Origin of the sequence: Methanovulcanius yangii (genome assembly GCF_018687785.1) — an archaeon.
Classification (GTDB): Archaea; Halobacteriota; Methanomicrobia; order Methanomicrobiales; family Methanomicrobiaceae; genus Methanovulcanius; species Methanovulcanius yangii.
In genome coordinates this window covers 1,484,383-1,500,706 of record NZ_LTBL01000001.1, presented here as the reverse complement: position 1 = coordinate 1,500,706, position 16,324 = coordinate 1,484,383, and the positions used below count along the sequence as shown (strand labels likewise).

16 protein-coding genes are annotated in these 16,324 nt (G+C 61.0%); 10 read left to right on the top strand and 6 right to left on the bottom strand.

The genetic code is table 11. The annotated features are described in order from the left end of the window. The first annotated feature begins 263 nt into the window (after positions 1-263). From AZH53_RS07575 to AZH53_RS07560, 4 genes are all read left to right on the top strand, one after another. A complete protein-coding gene (locus AZH53_RS07575; RefSeq protein WP_319642908.1) occupies positions 264-557 on the top strand; it encodes a hypothetical protein in 294 nt (97 codons plus the stop codon). Between the two features lie 197 nt (positions 558-754). Beyond that, on the top strand, positions 755-2,254 hold the full coding sequence (locus AZH53_RS07570) for a DUF2193 domain-containing protein (protein ID WP_319642907.1): 1,500 nt from the start codon (positions 755-757) through the stop codon (positions 2,252-2,254). Between the two features lie 62 nt (positions 2,255-2,316). Continuing rightward, complete coding sequence (locus AZH53_RS07565) at positions 2,317-2,535, top strand: DUF2180 family protein (protein ID WP_319642906.1); 219 nt, start codon at positions 2,317-2,319, stop codon at positions 2,533-2,535. A gap of 3 nt (positions 2,536-2,538) precedes the next feature. Beyond that, entirely contained in the window at positions 2,539-3,279 is a 741-nt protein-coding gene (locus AZH53_RS07560; protein ID WP_319642905.1) for an MIP/aquaporin family protein, read from the top strand. Positions 3,280-3,283: 4 nt separating this feature from the next. Here the strand turns inward: AZH53_RS07560 and AZH53_RS07555 are convergent, their stop codons facing one another. The 3 genes from AZH53_RS07555 to AZH53_RS07545 all read right to left on the bottom strand — a co-directional run bounded on the left by AZH53_RS07555 (position 3,284) and on the right by AZH53_RS07545 (position 6,403). Continuing rightward, positions 3,284-4,627: an NAD(P)/FAD-dependent oxidoreductase gene (locus AZH53_RS07555; protein WP_319642904.1), complete on the bottom strand. Its 1,344-nt coding sequence runs from the start codon at positions 4,625-4,627 to the stop codon at positions 3,284-3,286. A gap of 11 nt (positions 4,628-4,638) precedes the next feature. Continuing rightward, positions 4,639-5,568 carry a hypothetical protein gene (locus tag AZH53_RS07550; protein WP_319642903.1) on the bottom strand — a complete coding sequence of 310 codons (930 nt, stop codon included), beginning with the start codon at positions 5,566-5,568 and terminating at the stop codon, positions 4,639-4,641. Between the two features lie 64 nt (positions 5,569-5,632). Further along, complete coding sequence (locus tag AZH53_RS07545) at positions 5,633-6,403, bottom strand: TrmB family transcriptional regulator (protein ID WP_319642902.1); 771 nt, start codon at positions 6,401-6,403, stop codon at positions 5,633-5,635. Between the two features lie 128 nt (positions 6,404-6,531). On the opposite strand from AZH53_RS07545, the gene AZH53_RS07540 reads away from it, so the two are divergent. Both AZH53_RS07540 and AZH53_RS07535 read left to right on the top strand, forming a co-directional pair. Beyond that, a complete protein-coding gene (locus tag AZH53_RS07540; RefSeq protein ID WP_319642901.1) occupies positions 6,532-7,761 on the top strand; it encodes a COG1361 S-layer family protein in 1,230 nt (409 codons plus the stop codon). After that, on the top strand, positions 7,761-8,447 hold the full coding sequence (locus tag AZH53_RS07535; RefSeq protein ID WP_319642900.1) for a glucose-6-phosphate isomerase family protein: 687 nt from the start codon (positions 7,761-7,763) through the stop codon (positions 8,445-8,447). Before AZH53_RS07540 ends, AZH53_RS07535 begins: the two co-directional genes overlap by 1 nt. On the opposite strand, the gene AZH53_RS07530 is transcribed toward AZH53_RS07535, so the two are convergent. Genes AZH53_RS07530 through AZH53_RS07520 form a run of 3 tightly spaced genes read right to left on the bottom strand, consistent with a single transcriptional unit; the run spans position 8,444 to position 11,795 of the window. Beyond that, the gene (locus tag AZH53_RS07530; protein WP_319642899.1) at positions 8,444-9,199 is read right to left on the bottom strand and encodes an NAD+ synthase; all 756 of its coding nucleotides are present in this window, start codon (positions 9,197-9,199) and stop codon (positions 8,444-8,446) included. The two genes, AZH53_RS07535 and AZH53_RS07530, sit on opposite strands and share 4 nt — an antisense overlap. Then, entirely contained in the window at positions 9,196-10,908 is a 1,713-nt protein-coding gene (locus AZH53_RS07525) for a potassium channel family protein (protein ID WP_319642898.1), read from the bottom strand. Before AZH53_RS07525 ends, AZH53_RS07530 begins: the two co-directional genes overlap by 4 nt. Continuing rightward, a complete protein-coding gene (locus tag AZH53_RS07520) occupies positions 10,905-11,795 on the bottom strand; it encodes an ATP-binding protein (RefSeq protein WP_406600378.1) in 891 nt (296 codons plus the stop codon). Before AZH53_RS07520 ends, AZH53_RS07525 begins: the two co-directional genes overlap by 4 nt. Before the next feature lie 54 nt (positions 11,796-11,849). Here AZH53_RS07520 and AZH53_RS07515 point away from each other — a divergent pair, with 54 nt between their 5' ends. The 4 genes from AZH53_RS07515 to AZH53_RS07500 all read left to right on the top strand — a co-directional run bounded on the left by AZH53_RS07515 (position 11,850) and on the right by AZH53_RS07500 (position 16,125). Further along, entirely contained in the window at positions 11,850-12,707 is an 858-nt protein-coding gene (locus AZH53_RS07515) for an RIO1 family regulatory kinase/ATPase domain-containing protein (protein ID WP_319642896.1), read from the top strand. Continuing rightward, complete coding sequence (locus AZH53_RS07510) at positions 12,704-14,641, top strand: DUF460 domain-containing protein (protein WP_319642895.1); 1,938 nt, start codon at positions 12,704-12,706, stop codon at positions 14,639-14,641. Before AZH53_RS07515 ends, AZH53_RS07510 begins: the two co-directional genes overlap by 4 nt. Continuing rightward, the gene (thiL, locus tag AZH53_RS07505; RefSeq protein ID WP_319642894.1) at positions 14,634-15,533 is read left to right on the top strand and encodes a thiamine-phosphate kinase; all 900 of its coding nucleotides are present in this window, start codon (positions 14,634-14,636) and stop codon (positions 15,531-15,533) included. Before AZH53_RS07510 ends, thiL begins: the two co-directional genes overlap by 8 nt. 139 nt (positions 15,534-15,672) lie before the next feature. Further along, on the top strand, positions 15,673-16,125 hold the full coding sequence (locus AZH53_RS07500) for a hypothetical protein (protein WP_319642893.1): 453 nt from the start codon (positions 15,673-15,675) through the stop codon (positions 16,123-16,125). The last annotated feature ends 199 nt before the right edge of the window (positions 16,126-16,324 follow it).

Sequence of the window (16,324 nt, the reverse complement as noted above, 5' to 3'; positions counted from 1 at the left end):
GTTTGGATGGATCTTCTTCACTCATTTCCGGGGAGTATCAGTACATAATGTACCGGCATGACTCTGCCATATTTTTATAGGATGTTTCAGTTATTTATGGTTTCCTTAATCTGATATGCAATAACGATAGGCAAAATGGGCGGCTGGTTCGCCCATTCGCACAGGGGGATGCATTAATGTGCGGGAACGGCCACATTCTACCCCCGGTATGGTCGGTGGTGATTGGGGCTGATTTTTGCCGACAGACCGGCAGGGAGCGGATTATGACAGACGGAACAACAAACCCCGGCGAACCGGAGATGGGGGCGATGAACCTGGAAACGATCCTCATCATGACCGGTGAGATGGACCACCTTGCCGCCCTGCTTCGGCACCGGGCGCAGGATATGGAAGGGGTACGGGCCGCGGATATGGTACAGGATGTGATCCATCCTCTCCTCGACGAGCTCGAGGAAGAGGTTCGAAAAAAGGCACCGGAGAATCCCGGAAGGGAGGATCTCAGGGCGATCATCGCCGCATGGATCGACAGGAAGATGGATGATCCTGCGGGAAGCTGAGGCGTATTTTTCGTGATCTCCGTCTGAAACAGCACGGATATCTGATCTATCCCCGATTTGTGTGTTGATCAATAAAATTAAACCATATTAACTTTTATATTGGAAATTTTACGATTATTAGTAGTTTTGTGGCACTATAGATAGCCTTATCTGGTGCCACACAATAAGGGGCATCACCGCTATGTGAGGTGGTATGTATGGAAAAACTCTACAAGAAGATGATTGACGAGGCGATGGGCGCCCAGCGAGCCGACGTCAACATCCTGAAAGCAAAGCGCGGCGGGCCGTTCAAGGTGGCCGACGGGCAGGGATACGTCGATGCCGTCAATAAAATGAAGGCGGAAGGCGACCAGTCCAAGGCGGTTATCGACCTGCATGTACAGTCGGTGAATGCCCACTTCGACACCCTGAAGGGGCTGACGGACTTCGTCAAGCCGGAGGATGACCCGTTCGTCGAACATTACCAGACGCCGGTCGTCCTGGAGATCCTCTGTGACGAGGACGAAGCCTTCAAGAAGAGCCTCGATACCTTCATTGCACAGATTAAGAAGTCCGAAGCCCTCATCGGTCTTGAATCCGCCCGCAGGTATGCGGGATTCTACGGCCCGACCTGTGTGGTGGACTTCGCCCTTATTCCGGGGTCGACCTCCAACGTGGTCAACCAGATTCTCCAGAAGACGGACATCCCCGCCGACCACAAGAAGGCGATTCTTGCGGCAAAATCATGGGGGATGAACACCTCCTACGGTGTGGGGGAGGTCTTTGCCCATGCCGTCGAAGCAGGCGATACCCTCGCCGCTGCCGTAGACAAGGAGATTGCTCAGCTTCAGGCGATCTACGAGACACCGGTCGAGGCTCAGGCAAAGCTCATGGATGGCGCCGGTGTCGACTCCTTCGATGTCCGCAAGTACATGGCGACCTACCGGGACCGGATGCTCCCCTATGTCAAGGCGGCAGTCGATGACGATGTTCACTATGCAAACATCGTCACTGTTCCCGCCTACTGTGTGGGAGATATCGCCCACCACATCGCCCAGTCCACGTACAACATGTGCAAGGACGATATGGTAATGGCAATCATCGAGAGCGTTACCGAAGTGATGGAGACATCGCTGCGTGCGGCCCTCCCGAAGTTCACCAACCCCGGGCAGGTGCTCTCGCTTGCAACCGGTTCCGGGGCGGCAGCGGCCGAGTATCTCCTCGAGATGGACGGCTTCAACGGCCTGACGGTCGTCGAGCTCCTCACCCGCCGCTTCCACAACTATGTGCAGCTCTATCCGACCCGTGGTGCGGCAGCCGAACTGCACAACTGTGACTTCATGGACATGGTCTACCGCGGATGGAACATCATGGACCGTGCCCGCAGGGTGAAGAATGGCAGCGGAGGAGACATGAGGCCCAACGTCAGCGGTCTCCCCATCGACCTTTCGCCCCTGACGAAGAACGAGGTCATCATGAACCCGCAGCGTTATGTCTATCCGGCCTGTGCCATCACCGTCCGGTTCGCAGCGCTCATGAGCCTTGCCGATTACCCGTGCCTGCTCACGTCGGAGCCGGTGACGGCGACGATGATGACGAACGTCATCGCCCTCGACAAGGCGAAGGCGGCGGCACCGGTGCGTGCCTGCAAGAGCTGTGCCTCGGCATCATGTGTTGACTTCCGGCACGAATACTGCCAGTACCGTGAGGCGGTCTGAGGGGCTCCCCCTCACACCGCCACGCCGTCCCCGGGCCACTCCCGGAAACGGAGGTAGTGAGAATGAAATGCTATGTATGTGCCAAGGGAGGAAAGGACACCGAGGCGGTCGCCATCTGCATCGTCTGCGGCATGGGGCTGTGCATGGACCATGCGATCCGTGAGGAGATGCCTATGTGGGAAGGTGGCTATCCCTTCCCGATGAAAAAGGAGAAGAAGACGCTGCCAAGGATTCTCTGCGGCGACTGCCATGCGGCCCTGCACGAGAAAGGAGGGACATAGGACATGGCATCGCTGATGCGCCGTTCGGTTGCCGAACTGGTGGGCACCATGATCCTGGTCTTCTTCGGCTGTGGGTCGGCGGTGATGACGCTCATCATTGCAGACACCAATTCCGGGCTCTTCGGCGGGGGGTCGATCGGCACACTCGGCGGTCTCGCTGACTGGCTGGCCATTGGTCTCGGGTTCGGCCTCGCCATTGCCGCAGCCATCTATGCGATGGGCCGGATCTCCGGTGCCCACATCAATCCGGCCGTGACGATCGCCCTCTGGGCGACGCGGCGGTTCGGGACAAAAGACACCGTCGCGTATATCATTGCGCAGCTCATCGGGGCGGCAATCGCAAGTATCCTCTTCGCACTGATCATCGGCCCACCCGCCTACGAGATCGGCGGGCTGGGGGCGACGGCACCGGCGGCGGGGATTACCTATGCAATGGCGATCCTCGCAGAGATCGTCGGCACGTTCCTCCTGATGCTCGTCATCATGGGTGTGGCCGTCGACGAGAAGGCGCCGCCCGGGTTTGCGGGGCTCATCATCGGGCTGACCGTCGCCGGCATCATCACCGTCGTGGGAGGCATTACGGGGTCGTCCCTCAATCCCGCCCGCAGTTTCGGGCCTGCCCTCGGAGATACCCTCTTCGGCGGTCCGGATGTCTGGTCGGTGTTTCCCATCTACATCATCGGACCGATAGTGGGTGCCCTCATCGCGGTCTTCTTCTACGACTGGCTCGTGGCAGAGGACTAAACAATCAAAATTTTTCTTCTTTTTCCCGGAGTTCGGCGATATAGCGGATGAGCCACGGCACTCCCTCGGAGGAGGGGTGCACCTCCAGAAAGGATTCCAGTGCATCCGCGTTTACCCCCTCGCTGATGCACCAGGCAAGGTATCCCGCCGCGGTCGATGACGTCGGCGACGCCTCGTAGAATCCGGTCAGGTGCCCTGTCGTCCGGTCGGCCTCGAGGACGGCGCGGCCGGTCCGGCGCGAAGGTACCGACCAGAAGGACCCCGGACCTGCGGGTGAGGGGATGGCGAGCGGGTCCTGCTCCCGGCCCGGCAGGAAGGCGAAGGAATGCTCGTTTCGAAGCTTGATTGCCTGGGGTACGGCGGCGGGGATGGGTGGGGGCGTCCGGCCGAGGATGGCATCCGCAGCGGCCCGTCCCTCCCGGCGGGCGACCGGCGTCAGGTAGGGCGGACCGGTCACGTCGCCCGCCGCATAGACCCCCTCCACCGATGTCTCGTAGCGATCGTTCACGAGGATCTCCCCCGCAGGGCCGAGGGCGATGCCATTGATATCCTCCGTCCGGGGCACGAGGCCCGCGGCGATGAGCACCGCATCGCAGGGGATGGTCGCCTCCCCCCCGGTCTCCGTACGGATGCGGACGCCCGTCGCCGTCTCAACGCCCTCGATGGCACAGGGGTCCGAGTGCTCCAGAATGGTCACCGCATCGAGATCGCGGCGTACCTCTGCCCTGAGATGCGGATACAACGAGCGGAGAAGCTCACTTCTGACCACCATGGTGACAGCGGTCCCGTAGGCGGCAAACGCATAGGCATACTCGCAGGCAACCACGCCGCCGCCGATGATCACCATCCGTTCGGGAAGGCGGCGAAGGTGATGCAGGGTATGGGCGCTGTAGACGCCGGGAAGGCCGGTTCCGGGAATGTCGGGGACGGACGGCCGTGACCCCGTTGCAATCAGGATGGCTTCGGAGGGCGTCTGCCGTTTGCCATCGAGGAAGACCTCCTTTCCCCTGACGGTGGCATGGGCCCGGATGACCTCCACGCCCGCCTCGATGGTCTCCTTATGGATGACGGCGGCGATGGTCTCCTGGATACCTGCCATCTCCGTCTTCAGGGCATCGTAGGAGAGAAGAGGGGTGTCATCGAGGATGCCGAGTCCTGCGAGCGTGCGGGCGGCGTCGACGGCCTTTGCCGCATCATTATGGGCATTGATGACCATGCACCCGTGGTGGAGGCACTGCCCGCCGAGGCCCTCCGGGCGCCCGTCGATGAGACGGACCTCCCGGCCGAACCCGGCAAGACGCAGGGCGGCAAGCCGTCCCGCGGGCCCTCCTCCGATGACCGTGATCATGACGTCTCCTCCTAGAGGACTTCCACCCCGTCGTCCATCGGCACCTCGAGGATGTCGCCGGTGTAGGCGTTCACCTCGACGATCCGGTTGCCGCGGATCTGCCAGACCGGGACATAGACGAGGGAGAGGTCGACGGTGATGTCGGAGCGCTCGGGGCGGAATTCACGGTCTTCGTAACAGATGGTGTCCCCCTGCGGCTGGCTGACCCGGACGGTCTTCGAGAGTTCCTTGATGAGCTCGGCAATCAGCTGCTCGGCCGCCTCTGTCTTCGAAAATTTCGGCGTCAGTATCTGGGCGGAGGCGGGAACGGGAGTATTATCGATGATATCGGCGGTAAAGTCCCCGGGAAGTCCGTTAATTGCACTGATGGTGCCCACCTTCTTCTTATCAAAGGAGATGACATGACTCTTGTAGACGATCTCGCCCGTGCTCTCCAGTTCGAAGACCCAGTAGGGTATAAACCGGCACTCTGCAGCCCCCCTGATGCCTGCAATCTTCACTGCCTTCTCCTGGCTGATGGTGACGGGCAGATGCGGGATGTCGACGGTCTCCTCTTCCTCGGCGACGGTGTTGATCACCCTTCGGGTCACCGGCGCATCGAAGGTCAGGACCGGTCGTTCCCCCTGAACGTAGCTGAGCGTGGCCTTTGCCGCCTGCCGGGCGAGATCCTCCTCATTCCAGACGGTGCAGTTGCCCGTATCCACGCCTGCGGCACCCGTCACCAGCAGTTTCCTGCATTCCTCAGGGCCGCTGTCGCTGCTGATCCGATATTTCAGCCATGCAAATTCCTCAATCCGGTTCCTCTCGTCGGAACAGAGGATGACGACACATTCCCTGTCGTTGAACGCCGACAGGTCATGACGGCCGTCCCCTTCATCGACGTCATACCCTGCTGCATTCAGTATCCACTGCACGATTTCCTGCGCTCTTCCGGGGATCATTAAGAGTAATGTGGCTCTTTCCTGTAAAACATATTTGGTTGGATTCCCCGCCGGGAAGGGGGGATCAGGCGAAGATATTGGAGATGATGTGATTCCAGTAATTCAGGAACAGCTGGAGAAATGCGGGGGATTCGGAGTAGAGGGCACTTGGTGTTGTATCGGCGCCGTTCATGCGCAGGAGGACACGTTCACGGTCCGTAATGAAGACGCCGGCCATATGATCGCCCTGCAGGAGGCCGCTTTCAATGAGATGTTCGATATTCCGTACGCGGACATGGCCGGAAAGTTCCCCCGGGGCAAAGGTGCCGTTGGTGGCAATATCGATATCGACGGCCGAAGGGATATCCCGGATAAATTCCATGATCCGCGGGGTGAACAGTTCACGGTCCCCATAGATGATCACCGAGGAGGTGGCATTGCCGAACATGTCGCTTATCCTGCTTTCGATGGTCTCGCTTCCGGAGAGCGTCCATATCATCTCCTGTTTCTTCTCCTCCCGGTCCCCGCGCGACTCAAATATCGCCACAAGACCTGCCCGTGCGGCCTCGGCGTCGCGTTCGATCTGCCGGAGGAGGTGTTCCACCCCCTCTTCGGGCGGCGTTGCGGTGAAGCGCTTGGGTGTTGAGTGCGAGACGCTCACGAGCCCTTTTCGCATCAGTTTGTCCAGGACAGGGTACACCGATGCCCGCGGGACGCCCGATATTTCATGAATTTCCGTTGCTGAGGCACTCTCCACCCTGAGGAGGGCAATATAGACGAGGGCCTCGTATTTGGTCAGTCCCAGTGACTTCAGGTGCTCCTTTACCGGACCGATATCTTTGGTACTCTTCGCCATTGGCATAGGAATATATACCGAGAAGCCTATTAAATGTTGTCACAACAAAGACGACAGGTAATATTATGAATGCAAAACGCCTTGGAATCGTTTCAATTGTGCTAATACTTATGATATGCGCCCCGGCTATGGCGGCGGAGAAGATCTCCACCGGCCCTCCCGAGATGCGTGTCAGCGTCGCCGGGAGCGATGAGTATTATCCTGATGATTATACCACCATCACCATACAAATAGAGAATACCGCCACCCTTGACTTCCAGTCACAGGACCCCTCCGCGCCCGCGAAGGAGGACCGGCCCAACACCGCAAAGAACGTCCTTGTCTCGCTGGGGAGTGACGGCGCACCGGTGGAGATAAAGACCAGCGGCCAGCTGGTCGGTGATATCACCGCAGGGAAGTCCGCCGCCGCGACCTTTGAGATTCGCACCGCACAGGACGCCGCTGCCGGGACCTTCACCCTTCCAGTGACCCTCGAGTACACCTACCTCTACTACGCAGAGGATCTGGGGGACAGTGCCGTCCGGTATTACTACAAGGACAAGACCGAGACCCTCCCCCTCGAGATTGTCATCCGCCCCGATGTCCGCATCGAAGTGATCTCCCTTGAGGTGCAGGACCTGAATGTGGGCACGGAAGGCTACATCGTTGCAACCGTGAAGAATGTCGGGCACGAGACCGGCGAAGAAGCCACGCTGATGATACAGCGTGTCTCCGGAAGCCCGATCATCCCGACCGACGCCAGCTACTTCATCGGCGAGTTCGCGCCCGGTGAGACGGTGACCGCCACCTTCAAGGCCTCGGCATCGATCGACGCGGAACAGTCCACCTACCCCCTCAGCATCCTCCTCAGTTACGAGAACCAGGACGGGGACAAACTGACCACTTCTCCCATCACGAACGGCATCACCACCGGTGCGAAGATCGAGTTCGAGATCGAGTCGCCCGCCACCCAGCTGCGTCCCGGTGAGACGGGCATCGTCACCGTCACCTACAAAAATATCGGCGGTGCCACCGCCTATGACGCAGTCTCCCGCATCAGCGCGGTCGACCCCTTCACGAGCAACGATGACACCGCCTACCTTGGCGATATCGCCCCCGGCGAGAGCGCCGTTGCAAAGTATGAAGTGATCGTCGACAAGGATGCAACGATCAAGACCTACGGTCTCGACTCCGAAGTCCGCTACAAGGATGCGCTCTCCAACAGCCTGATATCCGACCCGGTGAAGGTGCAGATCGAGATTACCGAGGTCTCCGGCCTGATGTCGGCCCTTTCCAACCCGATCGTCATCATCCTGGTGCTCTTCGTCGTCCTTGGAGCAGGATATTATCTATATACGCAGCGCAAAAAGAATGAGTAATGGAGATATTCCCCGATATCCCCCTGCCTGAACCGCAGCTGAGAACCGTGGATGCGATGCGGGCAGTCCTTGCCGACAGGGACTGCCGGGCTTCCGGTCCACTCTATTTTATGTACCGGAGCCTTGCCCGGACGGATGCGGATCGAAAGTGGCTGGAGGAGAACCGTATCCGGTATGATCTGACCGTTATTCCCCCGGCGACGCTCTGCAGTGAGTTTGTCAAGACGAAGGGGCATTATCACCCCGCAAATCCCGCCGGGACCGGATATACCGAACTCTACCAGGTCATCGCAGGTCAGGCGCACTATCTGCTCCAGACGGAGGACGGCTCGGATGCGATGGTCGTGAGAGCAGCCGCCGGGGATGTGGTCCTCATCCCGCCGGGATACGGGCATGTAACCATCAACCCCACGGACGAGGAGCTTCGGATGGTAAACCTCGTCTCCGACGCATTCGACAGCGTCTACGGACCCTTCGAGGGGTTGCGGGGTGCGGCGTTCTACGAGATGTGTTCGGGGTGGGAGAAGAACCCGCTCTATCCCTCTCATCCGGACCTCCGATTTGAAGATGCCTGTGAATACCCCCGCTACGGCATTGCTCACGGGCGGCCCATCTATGATCTCGTCGGGTCGGAGGATATCGCGGGCATCCTCAACCGTCCCGAGGAATACCCGGATCTCTTCTAGCCTTCATTGAGGAGGCTCGGTGCCGGCATCCGTTTGTGCATGGTGGCCCGCACCTTGCCGAGGATCATCTCCTCGGTCGCATTTTGTGCCTGCCACCTGTTCGCCTCGAGAGCCGTGAGCGCGGCGTCGATCTGGGCGTAGGAAAAACCGATGTCGCTCTCGTCCGACTGTCCGGGCCAGAGGCCTGCCGAGGGAGGTTTTTCGATGATGGAGGCGGGGACACCCACCTCCCGTGCACATTCGTAGACCCGGCTCTTGAACATGTGAATGATCGGCTGGATATCGGCGGCGTTGTCACCGTATTTTGTACAGTAGCCGAGCAGGTACTCGGATTTGTTGGAGGTTCCACAGACGAGCCCGCCCAGGCGGTTGGCGTGGTAATAGAGAATGGACATCCGGATGCGTGCCATGAGGTTGCCCTTCAGGTACGGCGTCTCCTCAAAATCCTCCATCTTTGCGGCGGCATCGAGGAAAGGGGCGATGGGAATGACCCTGAAGGGGATGGCGAAGAGTTCGCAGAGTCTGCGGGCATCCTCGATATCGTCCTCATGGGTGACCGGAGAGGGGAGGGAGATCCCGAGGATATTTCCTCCGCCCACGGCCCGTGCGCAGAGTGCCGCTGCAAGGGCCGAGTCGACACCGCCGGAGACCCCGATGACGATCCCCTTTGCACCGGAGGACCAGAGGGTGTGGCGGATCAGCTGTTCGATACGTTCGCATTCGCATCCGATTTGACAGGTACTGGGTGTCATATATTTTCTCCTGAGGTGATTCTGATGAGTTTTCGAAGGGCCCCCTTCGTCCCGACCACGATCACTTCATCGCCCTCCTCCATCATGTAGTCCGGGCCCGGATGGACGATGGATGACCTGCGTGTCCTGACGGCAAGCACGAGAACCCCCGTATCGTGCTGCAGGGATTCCACGGATACGCCTCCCTTCTTTTGAATGTATGCCGCGGCAATCTTTCTGCCGTCGGGAAGGGCGATGAGGATGTGGATGTGATCCGCAAGCACGATATTTGCCGCCATCATTCCCCCGAGGGTGGGGGTGTCGGCTACATAGTCCGCTCCTGCCTTATAGAGCTTGTCGACCGATTCGGGTACATGCGTCGCCGCGAGGATGCGAACCCTTGGGTTCAGGCTGCGGGCCATGAGGGTCGTGAAGATATTCACATCATCGTCATTCGTGCAGATAATACAGACCGATGCCTCCCGGATACCCGCCCGTACCAGGATATCCTCGGACTCCGCATTTTCGTGGATGCCGGGGACGGTGTCCACGTACGGGTCGATGGCGATGGCCTTGATGCCTTCGTTTCTGAGTTCTCCGAAGGCGATCCCCCCGATGCTGCCGTATCCGGCGATGACCGCGAAATAGCCCGCCTCAATCCCACGCCGTAGTTCGCTCTCCCGGAACCCGAGGATTGCCTTCTCCGGCCCGAGGACAAAGAGCATCGTTGATTTGTCTATCACATCATCATCACGGGGGGAGATGACGAACTCCGACCCCCTCCAGTAGGAGAGGATCTGGAAATCGAACCGGTTGTTTTTGTTCAGGTCGCCGATGGTGCTCCCGACACAGGTGTATCCCTCGAGGATCGGGAGCATAAAGATCTTTTTTCGGTCCGTGGAGGCGCACTCGGCCTGGGAGTGGATGTTGCAGTAGGGGTTTTCATCGTAGAGCGTCTCGAAGTAGGGGCCGGGGATGGCGTGGCGGGCGATGTTCTTTCCGGTGACATGCTTGGGGGAGAGCACATATTCCGCTCCGGCAAAGCGGAGGAACCGCTCGTAATCAGGATAGTCCGCGATGGAGATGATCTTCGCCTTCGTCCGGTCCCGTATGCCGAGGATGACCTTTGCCGACGTATGCTCGTCCTCGCAGAGGATGACTGCTTCGGCCCTTTCGATATGGGCGTTCGTCCATGTATCGTCATCATTGTAATCCCCCCAGATGATGTAGGGGGCGGTCCTGCGCATCGAAAGGGCTTCACGCGCCTCGTCGATGTTGTCCTCGACGAGGACGATGTCGATTGAGGAGACCCGCAGCATATCGATGAGGGAGCGTGCGGTCCCGGAGAATCCCACGATGACCACATGATCCCGGACCTTCCGGTTGAGTGTCTTCGGGGGGGTGCGCTGGAAAAGCTTCTCCAGGTACGGGGCAAAGAGGGCCGGCAGGATGAGGAGCACCGTCAGCACGCCGGTGAACATGATGAGGATCATCAGGATGACGGTCAGCTCACTCTCGACCGGGAAGGGGATGCCGTACCCGACGGTGGTGATCGTCATCACGACGAAATAGAGGGCATCCAACATGGTAAACGGGGTCTGCTCCACATAGCGGACGATGACATAGGTGGCAAGGGAGTAGAGGACGATCTGGGCAAAGAGGAGGAGGATATACAGGCGCAGGCGCCGGTCGGGTGCGGCACCGATGATCCGTCGGTGCAGCCGCCTCATCCCCGGTTCACCTCTCTCAGGATGGCGCAGCTCCGGCACGGGCCGAAGGTCGGCTCCCCGCATTCGCTGCAGATGGTGGTGGTCATCGTGGTCCCCTCCCCGCATCCGGCAAGATCATCACGCAGGCCCAAAAGAGCGTATTTCGTGGAGGGGTGCAGCCAGGAGTAGTCATCCAGCAGGCGCCGGACGTCTCCCCGGAGGGCATTGTGGGAGTACGGGCACCCCCGGTCAGGGAGAAGGCCTACCGTAAGGTGGGAGTAGAGGGCCACCTCGCGTTCCGGGACCGCCTCGAAGGGGCGTATTCTCGGCACCATCCCTTCCGCCGGTTTCGGCGACATCGTCACCCGGTCCGTATCGCCACGCAGGACATTCATCAGGACCGACTGGGCCTCGTCGTCGAGGGTAAACCCGAAGGCCACCTTCGTGCACCCCGCTTCCCTGGCCACCCGGTTCAGGAGCCGACGGCGAAGTACCCCGCACCATGAGCAGGACTGCCGGTCCCCCCGCCGGGAGACGATCTCATCGATGGTCGTCGCATACTCGCCTGCAAACGAGGCGGTCGTCCAGGGGATATCATACCGCCGGGCGATCTCCTTCGGCTGGGAGACGTCGCGGTATCCCCCGATACCTTCGTCGATGGTGATCGCAAGAAATTCGATGTCCCGCCGGTCGCCGAAGGTGGTGGCAAAGAAGTGCATCAGGGCAGCCGAATCCTTCCCTCCCGAGAGGGCGATCCCGATTGTATCCCCGGACCGTATCCAGCCGTGCTGTCGAATGGTTCGTTTGGTCCGTGCTTCCACACTTGCAAGAAAATGACGTTCACAGAGGTGGAGGCCGGAATATCGCTGAAAAATGACCGCTTCATGTCGGCACTTGGAACACTGCATGGCTGGTATCAATCAAAGATATATCATCTTCCGTGATAAACCCATACGTACACAATGCCTCTTGATGCCGACGATATCCGGGAACTCCACCGGTTTGAGATAAAGACCCTGCTCGCTCTCGAACGCCTGATGAAGCGGTACCGCTGGGTGCCGGAGGACGTGCTGAGACATCGGACCGGGCTTTCCGCATCGGAGCTGGAGTACCGGCTGGGGCATCTGATGGCGATGGACATGGTCAAGTCGAGCTCGGTCCCGTACAAGGGATACCAGCTCGTCTTCAGGGGGTTCGACGCCCTCGCTCTCCATGCCGTCAGCAGGAAGGGATCGGTCACGGCCCTCGGCTGCATGCTCGGGGTCGGCAAGGAGGCCGTCGTCTATGAAGGGATGGGGCTCGGGCCGGTGGCGCTGAAGTTTCACCGGGTGGGGCAGCAGTCCTTCCAGACGGTTCGCAGGTCCCGCACCTACATGCCGGAGTACCGGCATTTTCCGTGGATCTTTGCGTCAAGTTTTTCCGCACGGCAGGAGTATGATGCCCTGCATGCCCTCCACGGCGAGGTCGCGGTGCCGGTCCCGGTGGACATCAATCGCAACCTGATCGTCATGACGTATATCCACGGCTGCCCCATCGCCCAGGCGACCCTCGAAAACCCTGCCGACGTCTTCGAGGAGGTGGTGGAGAATGTACAGGGCGCCTATGCGCTCGGGTACATCCACGGCGACCTCTCGGAGTTCAATATCATGGTCGACGGCAGGCAGGCGTGGCTCATCGACTGGCCGCAGTGGGTGGACCCCGCCCATCCCTCGGCAGACGAGATCCTCCGCAGGGACGTCACGAACGTATGCACCTACTTTATCCGCAAATATCAGCTCGACATTTCCGTGGAGGAGACCCTTGAACGGGTGGTTGGTTGAAGGTATTCGGAATTGACATCATCAGGGGGTCGGTCCGGTCACGGACCAAACGGCCCCATTTCGCCCTTGTACAACGGGTGGACGGGGAGGAAGTCTCCGTCGGGGAGGTATCCCTGTACCGCCTCCTCCGTACCGTTGCAGACGAGGAGCCCGATATCCTCGCCGTCGACTCGGTGCAGGAACTCGCGCCAACCCCTCAGGATCTCTTTGCCATTCTTCAGGCGCTGCCGCCTGCCACCATTCTCGTGCAGTCGACCGGGGGTGAGAAACAGGAATCCCTCCCCCGTATCGCGGGACGCTACAACCTGAAGTTCAACAAATACGACCCCTACGCCGAGGCACGCGCCTCCGCCCATGTCGCCGAACTGGGCGGGGGGGCCGAGGTGATCGCCTTCGAGAACACCTGTGACATCATCGTCTCCCGCGGCCGCTCGCTCGGGAAGGGCGGGTGGAGCCAGAACCGGTACGCCCGCAAGGTGCACGGCGCCGTCCGCCAGACGGGCCGGGACGTGGAGGCCGTCCTCGACCGGGAGGGGCTCTCCTACACCCGGCACGAGGTGAAGGCGTTCGGGGGGCTCGGCCGCGTTCACTTTGAGGTTGCAGCACCCCGCGAGGACATCCCCGTCAGGAATATGCGGCTTCCCGACGTGCAGGTGAAGGTCTCGGGCCGCCGGCTCGACCGGATACGCTACCGCCCCCTCTCCCCCGCACAGCGGTATCTCATCGTGGGCATCGACCCGGGGACGACGGTGGGTCTTGCCGCCCTCTCGCTCGACGGCGAACTCGTCTGCCAGACGAGCTCCCGGCAGATGGCGATGCCGGATGTTATAGAGGCCCTCTATACCTCGGGAAAACCCCTCGTCGTCGCAACCGACGTCTCCCCCATGCCCGCCTCGGTGGAGCGGATACGCCGGGCCTTTGCGGCCGTCGCCTACACCCCGAAGGGGGATATCTCCGTCGAGGAAAAAAAGGCGCTCTGTGAGGGGTACCCCTTCCACAACGACCACGAACGCGACTCGCTTGCGGCCGCCGTCGCCGCCTACCGTCACTACCAGGGCAAGTTCCGGAACATCGCCAAACGGGTCCCGCCGGGCTCGGACCTCGACGAGATCCGGGCGGGGGTGGTCCGCGGTCTTCCCCTCGAGCAGATCCTCGGCCGAAAGGGAGTCCCTGCCCCGGCAGAGGAGGCGGAAGAGAAGGGGGAGGTCGTCCCCGGGCCGCGGGATGACCGGCTCCTCAAGCTCGACGGGATGGTCAAGTCACTCCGTGCGCACGTCACGGAGTTGCAGGATGAGATGGCGGAGAAGGATCGGGAGATTACCCGCCTGGAGGGCCTGATCGGAAAGGAGCGGAGCCGGCAGGCAAAGGACCTGAGAAAGGAGGCCGAGATCGCAAAGCGGGACGAGATCATCACGACCATCAAGAAACGCCTCCGGCGGGAGGAGCGCAAGAGCAAGAAGCTCATCCGCCAGATCGAGCGGCTCCGGCGCCTCTCCGCACAGCAGGCCGGCGAAGATCGTCTGCCCGTCAAGGTGCTCCCCTCCCTCAGCCGCGACGGGGTGCGCTCGGTCGACGGGGATCTCGGCATCGGGGAGGGCGACGTCCTGTATGTGAAGGCGACCGCGGGGTGGGGGACGAGTGTCCTCGACCTCCTTGCACAGACCGGCATCCGGGCGCTTCTCACCCGCGAGCATGATGCGCGGCTGGAGACGGAGTTTCTCGAACGGGAGCTCGTCCTCCTCGACGCGGATGCGGCAGGGGCCGAGGTCCGCGGACGGGTCGGGTCGGTCCCGAAGGAGGGGCTGGAAGAGGCGGAGGAACGCTGGGAAAAGCGGCGTGCCCGGTGGACAAGGGAGAAGAAATCGGAGATGATAGAATCCATCTACAAGGAATACCTGAGCGAACGCGAACGGGAGGTGAAACGGCATGGATGACCGCGACCTCGTGAAGGTGGTGGCGGAGGTGATCGGCGCGGACCGCACCGCGGACGACTGTGCCATCATCCCGTTCGGGGACGAGGTGCTCGTCCTCACGACGGACATGCTCCACGAGACGACCGATTTTCCCGCGGGGATGACGGACTACGAACGCGGGTGGATGGCGGCCGCGGTGACGCTCTCCGACGTCGCCTCGATGGGCGCCGCACCGGTGGCCCTCGTCCTTGCGGCGGGGCTCGACCGGCCGGAGCGCCTGCGGGGGATTACGACGGGGGCAAACGACTGCTGCACCACTTACGGGTGCCGGCTTGCCGGGGGCGACGTCGATGCCCATGACGAGTGCACGCTTGTTTCGACCGGCCTCGGGAGAGTGGCGGCGGACCGCGTCGTCCGGCGGACCGGGGCGGTGCCGGGAGACGTTGTCGGTGTCGTGGGGGCCTGTGGGTGCGCCCAGGCGGGGCTGGACGGCTCTCCTGACCACTGGAAGGCGCTTGTCATGCCCCGTCCCCGTGTCCGCGAGGGGCAGGCCCTCGGAGAGGGCGGGGCGACTGCCATGATGGACATCTCCGACGGGCTTGCCCTCTCCCTGCATGACCTCGCCGCGGCCTCGGGTGTCGGCATCGAGGTGGCGATGCCCGCCGTTCCCCTCCCCGAAGGCGTAAAGGAACCCGCCGCGTCCCGCTACGCCCTCTATGGGGGCGGGGATTTCGGCCTCCTCTTCACCTGTCCGGCGGAATGCTGGCCGCTGGAGGGGGTTGACAGCGTCATCATCGGGCGTGTCGTGGCAGGGGAGGGCGTCCGCCTCGATGGAAGGCCGCTGCCCGCCCGGGGATATGCCCACCGGTGGGACGGGAATGACAATGGGGACGTGGGCCCTGCCGACAGCTGATCCCCCCGGCATTCCCCCTCTTCCCGGTGGTACCGTTCCTCGCCTGAGAACAGTATTATATCCCTGATGGATGCAGTATGGTCATCGCCGGACGGGCGGCATGGCCGTTAATGTCCGGGGAGATCGGGGATGATGGGATATGTACGGACCGGCAGGAGAGGGCATCTACAATAACCAACGGGTCCTTGCGCTGGTGCCTGCCCTTTCGGCGATGGCGGACTACTCGCTCACCTTCTTCTATGCCGGGGGCACCGGGGAGATTCTGCAGTATGAGTTCTCACCGGTCGTGAGATTTGCCGCCGAAAACGGTATCGTCCCGCTTGCGGTTGTCGCCCTCGTACTCCTGTATTATCTCCTCTCCTACGCCGCCCTCCGGGCGCTGTGCGGCACCTGTGTCTATCCGTTTGCAGTTGCCATACTGATGGCGGTCTCTCTCACCCATGTGATGGGAGGATTTTCCTGGCTCGTCCGGCTGCCGTTCTATTCCTTTATGGTCCACGGTCTTACCATCACGACTCTCCTGCTCTGTGCGACGGGCCTCATATGGGGCCTCTTCCGCTGTCCAGGGCAGTTGCGGATCCGCCGCCCGTGATGGTGCGCCGGAACGATCTCCCGCCCATACGGCCGGGTTGTTTTGGCCTCCGGGACGTCGTGCCCGTCGGACGGGTAAATGACGGAGGACGCCGTCCTGACGATGCCGTTTCCGGGCCAATAAACGGATGTTTTGGAGATATTCGTGGAAAAATAAAAAGGAATCGTCAAATAATTCCCTGTTCAACGAATTAATACCG